The following is a 9,697-nucleotide window of genomic DNA, read 5'->3' on the forward strand; positions in this document are numbered from 1 at the left end:
GCACGGGCCACCCCCGAGCACCCCCCGAGAAGAACTGAGACAGACGTGGTGGAGACGACGACGGCCCCGCCCCCCGGCGCGGGGCGCCAGACGCAGCAGACCCCCGCCGTGCGGCTCTCCGGCGGCGGACCCCGACGCTGGCGGTGGCTGGTCCTGGCCCTGACCCTCACGACGGCCGGCGCGCTCAGCGGGGTCATCGCCCTGGAACGCCTCGACGACCGCACCGGCGTCGTCGTCGCCGACGCCGACCTGCCCGCGGGCCACGTCCTCACCATGGCCGACCTGCGGATCTCCGAGATGACCGTCTCCTCCGGCATCTCCTTCGTGGAGGCCGCCCGCCTGGAGGAGGTCGTCGGCCAGACCCTCACCCTCCCCGTGGTCGCGGGCGGGGTCGTCCCCGAGGCCGCGCTCGGCGCCGACGCCGAGTTCCCCGAATCCGACCGGGCCCTGGTCGGCGCCACCCTCCAGGCCGGGCGCTTCCCCGCCTCCCTGGGCGCCGGGGCCAGCGTGTCCGTGGTCGTGAGCGGCGACGACGCGGCCGAGGGCGGACCCCAGGCCTACCTCGCCCTGGTCCGCGCCCTCGCACCCGCGCCGGGGGTCGAGGGCGCCGTCAACGTCGAGCTCCTGGTCTCCTCCGCCGACGCCGCCCGCATCGCCGCGGCCGCCTCCGCCGGCCAGATCAGCCTCGTCCAGGTGCACCCGCGCGGAGGATCCTGATGACACGGACCGTCGCCGTCTTCTCCCTGGGCGGTGCCCCGGGCGTGACCAGCGTGGGCATGGCCCTGGCCGCGGTCTGGCCGGGTGAGGCCCCCGGGGTGCTCGTGGAGGCCGACCCCTCCGGCGGGGCGGTCGCCGTCTGGCGCCGCCTGCCCACCGAACCCGGCCTGACCAGCCTGGCCGCCGCCATGCGCCGGGGCGGCGGCGCCGACCCCGACGCCCACACCCAGGAACTGCCCGGCGGGCTGCGGATCTGCCCGGCGCCGGTCACCGCCGACCCCGCCGAGGGCGCGGTGCGCCTGCTGGGACAGCACTCCCTGTCGCTCGCGGTGATGGGGGCCCCGGTCGTCGTCCTGGACCTGGGCCGGCTGACGGCGTCCTCCCCGGCCCGCGCGCTGGTCACCCGGGCCGACCACGCCGTCCTCGTCGTCTCCGAACGCCTCACCGAGCTGCGCCGCGCCCGCGAACACCTGCTCTCCCCGGCCTTCCCCACCCGCGACCTGCGGATCGTCGTCTGCGGCGGCCGGGGCGGCCTGGGCGAGATCTCCGGCGCCCTCGGCTCGGCCGTGTGGGGGCGCGTCCCCGACGACCCCCGGTCCGCGGAGTTCCTGCGGGGCGAACGCGACCTCGCCCGACCCCAGCGCCGCCCCCTGTTCCGGGCGGCCGACCGGCTGGCGCGCGCCCTGGCCGCCGCCGCGCCCGAACACGTGATGTACGCGCCGCTGCCCCCGGGGGTGACCGCATGAGCCTTCCCGACGACCTCGACGACCTCGGCGCCCGCGCCGTCGAACGCCTCCTGGACCCCGAGGCCGGGCGGGTGCAGGCCCAGTGGGTCTCCTACGTGTCCGCCGAGGCGGCCCGGCGCATCAGCGAGGAGACCCGCGGCGAGGAGCCCGACAACCCGCGGGAGCACCGCGCCCGCGCCGACCGGATCATCGCCAACATCCTCGACGAGGCCGCCCGCGCCGCCCTGGCCGAGGGGCGCCCGCTGCTGGCCCCCGACACCGAGTCGGCGATTGCCGCCGCCTCGCTCGCCCAGGTCACCGGGGCCGGACCGCTCCAGCCCCTGCTCGACGACCCCGAGATCGAGAACATCAACATCAACGGCGTGGACGCCTGGGTGCGGCTCGCCGACGGCAGCCGCCGCCTGCACGCCGACCTGTTCGCCGACACCGACGACGTGATCGCCCTGGTCCGCCGGATGGCCGCCGAGTCGGCCGGCGGCGAGCGCCGCTTCGACCCCGGGGCGCCCATCCTCGACCTCCAGCTCCCCGGCGGCGAACGCCTCAACGCGGTCATGGAGGTGTCCCGGCAGCCCTCGGTGTCCATCCGCCGCCACCGGTACACCCACTCCTCGCTGCGCCGCCTCGAAAAGCTCGGCACCCTCGACGCGTCGCTGGTGTCCCTGCTGCGGGCCGCCGTCGCCGCCCGGCGCAACATGGTCGTCACCGGCGGCACCGGCGCGGGCAAGACGACACTGCTGCGCGCCCTCGCCTCGGAGATCCCCCCGACCGAACGCCTGGTCACCATCGAGGACGTGTTCGAGCTCGGCCTGGACCGCGACCGCGAGGCCCACCCCGACTGCGTCGCCCTCCAGGCCCGCCCCGCCAACATCGAGGGCGTCGGCGAGATCACCATCGCCGACCTGGTCCGCACCGCCCTGCGCATGTCACCCGACCGGGTCATCGTGGGGGAGACCCGCGGCAGCGAGACCGTCCCCCTGCTCAACGCCATGAGCCAGGGCAACGACGGCAGCCTCACCACCCTGCACGCGGCCGGGTCCGCGGGCGCCTTCACCAAACTGGGCGCCTACGCCGCCCAGTCCGCCGAGCGGCTCCCGCTGGAGGCGACCGCCTCGCTGGTGGCCTCCGCCGTGCACCTGGTCGTCCACATCTCGGCGCTGCCCACCGGCGAGCGCCGGGTCACCAGCGTGCGCGAGGTCGTGGGCGCCGAGGGCCAGAACGTGGTCTCCAACGAGATCTACCGCTACTCGCCGCGCCAGGGGCGCCTGGCGGCGGCCCCGCCCAGCCCCGACACCCTCGACGTGCTCGCCGACCACGGCTTCGACCCCCTGTCCCTCCAGGCGGAGACGGCGGGGTGGGGCCGGTGAGCACCGACACGTTCCTGCTCGTCGACCACGGTTTCGATTCCCTGTCCCCGCGGGTGGAGAGGGCGGGGTGGGGCCGGTGAGCACCGAAACGTTCCTGCTCGCCACCGCCGGCGGCGTCGCCGGCCTGGGCGTCTTCCTGCTGTTCGTCTGGGCGGCGCCCCTGGTCGCCGACCGCCTCCGGAACCGGAGGTCCCGGCCGCTGCCGCGCCCGGGCCGGGTCGCCTTCGCGGTCGCCGCCGCCGTCGGCGTGTGGTTCCTCACCGGATGGCCGGTGGCCGGGGCGCTGGCCGCCGCCGCGGTCTGGTGGTCCCCCCAGGTCCTGGGCAGCGACCGCGAGCACAAGGAGCAGGTCGAGGGCGTCGAGGCGGTCGCCGCCTGGACCGAGATGCTGCGCGACCTCATGGCCGGGTCCTCCGGCCTGCACCAGGCCGTCGCCGCCACCGCGCCCATCGCTCCCGCACCGCTGCGCGGCGCCGTCCAGCGGTTGGCCGACGACATGCGCCGCGGGCGCGACCCCCGCGACGCGCTGCACACCTTCTCGCAGACCGTCGACAACCCCACCGGCGACCTGGTGGCCTCCGCCCTGGCGATGGCCGCCACCCGGCACGCCACCGACCTGGGCGTGCTGCTCGGGGCGCTGGCCGAATCCGCCCGTGACCAGGCCGCCATGCTGGTCAAGGTGTCGGCGAGCCGGGCACGGCTGCGCACCTCGTCGCGGATCATCATGGGCGCCACGCTCGGCATGGCGGCGTTCATGTTCCTGTTCAACCCCGCCTACCTCGCGCCGTTCGACGGTGTCCTGGGCCAGATCGTGCTGGGGATCATCGGCGCGGTCTGGGCGACCGCGGTCGTGTGGCTGACGCGCATGTCCCGCTTCTCCCTCGGGCCGCGAGTGCTGGCCCCCGACCCGCTCAAGGAGGCCGCCCTGTGAACACCGTGAACCCCGTGGCCGCCGCGGCCCTGGCCGGCGCCGCCCTGGGCCTGGCCCTGTGGGCGCTGGCGGCGGCGCGCTGGGCCCGCCCGTCGCTGGTCGAGCGGCTGTCCGGGCCGCGCCCCCCGGCGAGGCTCGCGCTGCGCGCCTCCGAGGCCGGGCCGCTGACCCGGCTCGGCCGGATCGGCGTCCCGCTGCTGCACGCCGCCGGACTCCCCGGCCCGCGCGCCGCCCGCAACCTGCGCGTCTGCGACCGGGAGGCGGGCGGCTACCTGGCGGAGAAGGCCGCGGGGGTGGTCGTGGGGCTGCTCTTCCCACCGGTCCTGGGGCTGCTCGCGGCCTCCTTCGGCATGGCGCCCGCGCCGCTGCTCTCCTTCGTTCTCTGGGCGGGTTTCGCGGTGCTCATGTGGTTCGCACCCGACCTCTCCCTCAACGACGAGGCGGTCAAGCGCCGGGAGGAGATGCGCCGCACCCTGTCGGGCTTCTCCGACCTCGTCGTGGTGTCCCTGGCCGGGGGCGCGGGCGTCAGCGGCGCCCTCACCGACGCCTCCGCCAACGGCGGCGGCTGGGCGATGGCCGCCATCCGCGACACCCTGCGCGAGGCCTCCCTCACCCGCACCCCCGTCTGGCAGGCCCTGCGCGACCTGGGCGAACGCTACGACACCCCCGAGTTCGCGGAGCTGTCCGCCAGCCTGCACCTGGCGGGCGCCGACGGGGCCCGGGTGCGCAGCTCCCTGTCCGCCAAGGCCAGGACACTGCGCGTGCAGTTCCTCGCCGAGATGGAGGCCAAGGCCCAGTCCGCCACCGAGCGGATGAGCCTGCCCGTCGTCCTGCTGTTCGCCGGATTCCTGGGACTCCTGGGCTATCCGGCCATGAGCCTCATCCTCTTCAGCACCTGAACGCCGCACCTGACTTCAGCACCTGAGTACCCGAACCCCGACCGGAGCAAGAAACCGGAGCCAGAACATGAAGAACCTCTACGTCCGCATCATCAACGCGCTGACCCTGCCCGAGGGCGACGGCGGCTACTCGACCGAAACGGTGGTGGTCACCGCGGTGCTGGTCGGGGCCGCCGCGCTGGTCGGCGCGGGGATCCTCGGGTTCGTCACCTCGGAGATCGGCGCGCTCGGCGGCGAATAAGGGACAAGGGATAAGGAGGACCGTTGCGACAGCCCGAAGACGACCGGGGCAGCACGGAGCTGGCGGTCGCCGCGCCCGCCCTGCTCCTCCTGGTCATGCTGGTCGTCCAGGCCGCCCTGTGGATGCACGGCGAGCACGTGGCCGCCGACGTGGCCCGCCGCACCGCGGAGCAGGTGCGCACGGTGGAGGGCGGGGCGGCCGGGGCGGCCGCGCCCTCCGGCTCCGTCCTGTCCGACGTGGACGTGTCCATCGAACGCGGGGCCGAGGAGGTCACCGTCACCGTGACCGGCTCCGTCCCGAGCCTTGTCCCCGGGGTGTCCTGGCGGGTGCGGCACGTGTCGGTCGCCCCCGTCGAACGCTTCGTCCCCGGAGGTGAGGCGCAGTGAGGAACGGCGAACGCGAACTCGAACGCGGCTGTGACCGGGACCGGGACCGCGCCCCCGAGCGCGACCGGGATCGGGGCCGGGACCGCGAACGCGACCGGGGCCGCGATCGTGACCGCGCCCTCGAACACGACCGAGGCCGTGACCGCGGCCGTGACCGCGGCTCCGCCTCGGTGGAGCTGGCGCTGCTCGCGCCCGCCCTGCTGGCCTTCGCCATGCTCATGGTCTTCGCCGGACGCGTCGTCGACGCGCGGACCACCGTCGGCGAGGCCGCCCACGCCGCCGCCCGCGCGGCGTCGCTGGAGCGCACCCCCGCGGCCGCCTCCGCCACCGGGGCGGCCGTCGCCGCGGCCACGCTCCAGGAACAGGGCATGGCCTGCACCGACCACAGCACCGGCGTCGACCACGGGGGACTGGTCCCCGGCGGGGCCGTCACCGTCACCGTTCAGTGCACGGTGGGCTTCACCGACCTGTTCGGGGTGGCCTTTCCCGGGAGCAGCAGCATCGAGGGCGGCGCCACCGTCGCCGTGGACACCTTCCGGGGGACCCCGTGAGCACCGCCGACGCCGCTGCCTCCACCGCCACCGACGCCGTCACCGCCCCGGCCCGGGACGACCGCGGGCAGGTCAGCGCGTTCGTCGCGGTGCTGGCGCTCGCGTTCGTCCTGTGCCTGGGCCTGGTCTATGAGGGCGGCGAACTGCTCCAGGCCCGCCGCCAGACCGCGACGCTCGCCCAGGAGGCGGCCCGCGTCGGCGCCCAGCAGCTGGACTGGAACGCCTACCGGGCGGGCGCCGACGAGGTGCCCCTGGACCCGGCGGCCGCGGCCGCCGCCGCGCAGGCCTTCCTCACCGCCGCGGGGGCCACCGGAACGGTCAGCGTCTCCGGCGACTCCGTCACCGTGACCTGCACGATGCCCTACTCCTTCACCCTGGTGCCCGCCGGCTCGACCACCGTCGAGACGACGGCCACCGCCCGCCCCTATACGCAGTCGACACCCTGACACCTCTGTGAGGCGGACATGCACCCACTGAACAGGCTCGGCGCGGTCGTGCCGGCGCTGGCCCTCCTCATCGGCGTTCCCTACGTCCTGGTCGGGCATGTGACCTGGCCCGAACTCCCCGCGTCGTGGGACGTCGCCTTGGCGCACCTGCGCGGGTGGCGGCTGCCGCCGGGGGTGCTGACCGCGGTGATGATCGTCCTGCTCTGGGCGCTGTGGGGCGGGTTCGCGCTGGCGCTGGCGGCCGAGGCCGGGGCCCGGCTGCGGGGGGTGCCGCTGCGGCTGCGGCCCTTCGGCCCGCTCCAGGCGGTGGCGGCCACCGCCGTCGCGGCCACGGTCGCCACCCCGGTGGCCGCCTTCGCGGACACCATCGACCGCACCGCCGACGCCGCCGACGAGGTCCCGGACGCCCCGGCGGCGGAGCAGGGGCCGGTCGAGCGCACCCGCACCATCAGCGGGTTCGAGGTCGGCTCCGCGGAGCTCACCGAGCAGATGCGGCGGGACCTGGAACCCACCGTGGCGATGCTCGCCGAGCACCGCGACACCGACGTGCCCGTCACCATCACCGGTCACGCCGACCCCAGCGGCAACGCCGACCGCAACATGGAGCTGTCCCGGGAACGGGCGCGGGCCGTGGCCGACCACCTGGCCGCGGAGCTGGGCGAGAACGCGCCGGACACGGAGGTCGACGGCAGGGGCTCCGAGCAGCCGGTCGAGGGGCCGCCGGAGAGCCAACGGCGCGTCGAGGTCACCTACACCCTGGCCCCGGCCCCGCCGCCCCCGGCCGCTCCCCAGGAGGAGCCGGAGGAGACGACGGGCCTGGTCACGGCCCAGAACGCCGCGTCATCCATGTCCGAGGACGGGCCGCGCGTGGTCGTCCTGGAGATCCCCGACGGTGCGGTGGCCGGAGCGGTGGGCTTCGCGGGGCTGGCCGGCGGCTACCTGCTCGGCAGGCGCGGCGCCCTGGTGCCCAGGATCGCTCTCAGCCTGCCCCGGCGGCTCACCGGCCGCCCGCGCCGCCTGGCGCTCCCGCCGCCCCCGCCGCGGCCCGAGCCCGAGGACCACATCGACGGGCGCGTCACCGTCGAGCTCGACCACGTTCCGGGGCTCGGCCTCACCGGCAAGGGCGCGGACGGGGCGGCCCGCCGCCTCATCGCCAACGCCCTCGATCCCGCCGAACCGCTCGCCGTCCGGATCCTCATCACCGAGGGCGAGACCGTGCGGCTGCTCGGGGAGACCGGCCGCGACCTGCTGCGCGACCACCCGTGCGAGCCGGTCACCATGGTTCCGCACACCGAGGACGCGCTGGCGGTCCTGGCCGCCGAACTGCGCGGACTCGACACCTCGGGGCGGGCGCCGCTCGCGCTGATCACCTCGCCGGTGCCGGGGCACGAGCACGCGCTGTCGGGGCTGCTGCTGCACGGCCAGCACCGCGGGGTCACCGCGGTCATCCTGGGCAGCTGGCCGCTGGGCGGCAGCTGCACGGTGGACGCCGACGGGCTGATCTCGCAGACCAGCACGCCGTTGAGCACCCTGTTCCACTGCTCGTGGGCGGGGGCGACGGCCGAGGAGGTGCACGAGGCGGTGCACGCCCACCACCGCGCGGGCGGCGCCCCGCGGCCCGAACGCGGCCGACCGGTGCTGGTGCCCGAGGACTGGGACGACGACGCCGCGTTCGTGTCCCGGGTGGGCGACCCGGCGGCCTGGGACCGCCTCACCCGTGCCTGGGAGGAGGACGAGGAAACGGACCTGTTCCAGTCCGCGGTGGACGGATCGGATGAGGAGGATGCCTTCCCCGGTGCCCGCCGCACCGCGGGCGAGTCCTGGAACACCCCGGCCGACGACGGCGACGCCGTCGACGCGGCCTTCCGCGCCCTCCTCGAAGCCGAAGGATCCCTCCCCGCCGACCACACACCCGCCGCGGAACCGGCCGCCCCTCCAGCCCCGGCCGACGACGGCGCCCCCACCGAGGCGGCGACCGCCCGCTCGGCCGCACCGGCCGCGGATGCCGACGGTGCTTCCGCCGAGGTGGGTGCGGCCGTCCCCGAGCGCCTGGCCTCACCGGCTGCCGAGGCTGGTGGCGAGGCCTCCTCCGAACCTGCCGACCGCACACCGGCCGCTGAATCGGCTGCTGTTCCCTCCGCATCGGCTGTCCCTTCGGCCACACGGACCACGGACGGCGGCGCTCCCGCCGAGGCGGTGACCGCCCGCTCGGCCGCACCGGCCGCGAATGCCGACGGTGCTTCCGCCGAGGCGGGCGCGGCCATCCCCGAGCGTCCGGCTGTACCGGCGGCCGAGGCCAGAGGCGACGGAAACCCCTCCGAGCCCACCAGCCTCACATCGGCCGAACCGGGCACGGATACCGCCGAATCGTTTGCCACCTCCGCTGAATCGACCACCCCTTCAGCCACACAGGTCACGGACGGCGGCGCTCCCGCCGAAGTGGGCGCGGCCACCCCTGAGCGTCCGGCGGTACCGGCCGCCGGGGTCAGCGGCGGCGAGACTCCCTCCGAATCTGCTGACCGCACACCGGCCGCCGAATCGGCTGCTGTTCCCTCCGAATCGGCTGCCCCTTCGGCCACACGGGCCACGGTTGGCAACGTTCCCGCCGAGGCGGCGGCAGCCCCGGTCGCCAGATCGGCCGTACCGGCCGCGGACGGCGGCGGTGTGTCCGCCCAGGTGGGCGCGGCCATCCCCGAGCGTTCGGCTGTATCGGGCGCCGGGGTCAACGGCGATGAGACTCCCTCCGAATCTGCTGACCGCACACCGGCCGCCGAATCGGCTGCTGTTCCCTCCGAATCGGCTGTTCCTTCAGCCACACGGGCCGTGGAGGGCGGCGCTCCCGCCGGAGCGGGCGCGGCCACGCCCGAACGTCCGGCTGCATCGGCCACCGAGGTCAGCAGCGACGGGACCCCCGCCAAGGCTGCGGCCGATCGCGTGTCGCCTGTGGCGGCAGGGGCACGGGAGGCCTTTGAAGAAGCCGGGTCCGGCGGGCCCACAGCGGAAACCGCCGAGCAGAGGAAACTCGTTCCGCGGCCCGGCGGCAGGGGCAGCGGGTTCGCGCAGGCACCGGCCGCCCCGGCCGCCCCGGCCGCTCCGCGGCCGGACGCGGCGAAACCGGTGACCCCGGCCGCTCCGGACTCGCCGGGGACCGAGGTCCGCCACGAGCGTGTTCCCGGCCGTAAGGCCGGGCGTGCGCGCTTCATCCGCGTGGAGCGCCCGGTCCCCCGACCCCAGGGCGAGACCGCGACGCCCGCCCCCGCGCGGATCCCCACCGCCCGGACGGGCGAGAAGGCGAGCGTTCCCGAGAAACCCGCGGCGGCACCCCGCCGACCGCACCCGCACCCGGAGACGGCGGCGAGCGCCCGGGCGACGGACCGCAAGCCCGCCGCCCCGGCGGACGGCGGCGAGACCGCCCC

10 protein-coding genes are annotated in these 9,697 nt (G+C 76.0%); all 10 read left to right on the forward strand.

Features of this window, described 5'->3' with window-relative positions; translation table 11 throughout:
- Positions 1-48 precede the first annotated feature (48 nt).
- Complete coding sequence (locus ACJOT3_RS11690) at positions 49-717, forward strand: SAF domain-containing protein (RefSeq protein ID WP_406971818.1); 669 nt, start codon at positions 49-51, stop codon at positions 715-717.
- Entirely contained in the window at positions 717-1,463 is a 747-nt protein-coding gene (locus ACJOT3_RS11695; protein WP_406971820.1) for a CpaE/TadZ family protein, read from the forward strand. Before ACJOT3_RS11690 ends, ACJOT3_RS11695 begins: the two co-directional genes overlap by 1 nt.
- On the forward strand, positions 1,460-2,827 hold the full coding sequence (locus ACJOT3_RS11700) for a TadA family conjugal transfer-associated ATPase (protein WP_406971822.1): 1,368 nt from the start codon (positions 1,460-1,462) through the stop codon (positions 2,825-2,827). Before ACJOT3_RS11695 ends, ACJOT3_RS11700 begins: the two co-directional genes overlap by 4 nt.
- A 67-nt stretch (positions 2,828-2,894) precedes the next feature.
- Positions 2,895-3,758 (forward strand): type II secretion system F family protein, encoded by an 864-nt coding sequence (locus tag ACJOT3_RS11705; RefSeq protein ID WP_406971824.1) that lies wholly within the window; start codon positions 2,895-2,897, stop codon positions 3,756-3,758.
- Positions 3,755-4,657 carry a type II secretion system F family protein gene (locus ACJOT3_RS11710; RefSeq protein WP_406971826.1) on the forward strand — a complete coding sequence of 301 codons (903 nt, stop codon included), beginning with the start codon at positions 3,755-3,757 and terminating at the stop codon, positions 4,655-4,657. The genes ACJOT3_RS11705 and ACJOT3_RS11710 overlap by 4 nt, the downstream gene beginning before the upstream one ends.
- Before the next feature lie 67 nt (positions 4,658-4,724).
- Complete coding sequence (locus tag ACJOT3_RS11715; protein ID WP_406971828.1) at positions 4,725-4,898, forward strand: hypothetical protein; 174 nt, start codon at positions 4,725-4,727, stop codon at positions 4,896-4,898.
- A 23-nt stretch (positions 4,899-4,921) separates the two neighbouring features.
- Entirely contained in the window at positions 4,922-5,284 is a 363-nt protein-coding gene (locus tag ACJOT3_RS11720; RefSeq protein ID WP_406971830.1) for a TadE/TadG family type IV pilus assembly protein, read from the forward strand.
- On the forward strand, positions 5,281-5,835 hold the full coding sequence (locus tag ACJOT3_RS11725; RefSeq protein WP_406971832.1) for a TadE/TadG family type IV pilus assembly protein: 555 nt from the start codon (positions 5,281-5,283) through the stop codon (positions 5,833-5,835). Before ACJOT3_RS11720 ends, ACJOT3_RS11725 begins: the two co-directional genes overlap by 4 nt.
- Positions 5,832-6,281: a TadE/TadG family type IV pilus assembly protein gene (locus ACJOT3_RS11730; RefSeq protein WP_406971834.1), complete on the forward strand. Its 450-nt coding sequence runs from the start codon at positions 5,832-5,834 to the stop codon at positions 6,279-6,281. Before ACJOT3_RS11725 ends, ACJOT3_RS11730 begins: the two co-directional genes overlap by 4 nt.
- A gap of 18 nt (positions 6,282-6,299) precedes the next feature.
- Positions 6,300-9,697 (forward strand): OmpA family protein (locus ACJOT3_RS11735; protein ID WP_406971836.1); only part of this gene is annotated, 3,398 nt, incomplete at its 3' end.

Source organism: Nocardiopsis protaetiae (genome assembly GCF_045446735.1).
In the GTDB taxonomy this organism is placed as follows: domain Bacteria; phylum Actinomycetota; class Actinomycetes; order Streptosporangiales; family Streptosporangiaceae; genus Nocardiopsis; species Nocardiopsis protaetiae.